The following is a 255-nucleotide window of genomic DNA, read 5'->3' as shown; positions in this document are numbered from 1 at the left end:
GGGTGATCAGCTCGATTTCAATCTTGATGTTGTCGCCGGGCATCACCATTTCCACGCCCTCGGGCAGCTTGATCACGCCGGTCACGTCGGTGGTCCGGAAGTAAAATTGCGGACGGTAGCCGTTGAAAAACGGGGTGTGACGGCCGCCCTCTTCCTTGGTCAGCACGTACACTTCGGCGTTGAACTTGGTGTGCGGTTTGATGCTGCCGGGCTTGGCGAGCACCTGGCCGCGCTCGATTTCTTTACGCTCCACGC

1 pseudogene is annotated in these 255 nt (G+C 59.2%); it reads right to left on the bottom strand.

From position 1 onward, the window contains the following. A pseudogene (tuf, locus tag IT084_RS17900) lies at positions 1–255 on the bottom strand (elongation factor Tu); the annotation flags it as partial.

Source organism: Desulfallas sp. Bu1-1, assembly GCF_015594625.1.
In the GTDB taxonomy this organism is placed as follows: domain Bacteria; phylum Bacillota; class Desulfotomaculia; order Desulfotomaculales; family Desulfallaceae; genus JADNRQ01.
The sequence above is the reverse complement of the archived record's forward strand: the minus strand, read 5'-3'. Positions and strand labels throughout refer to the sequence as shown.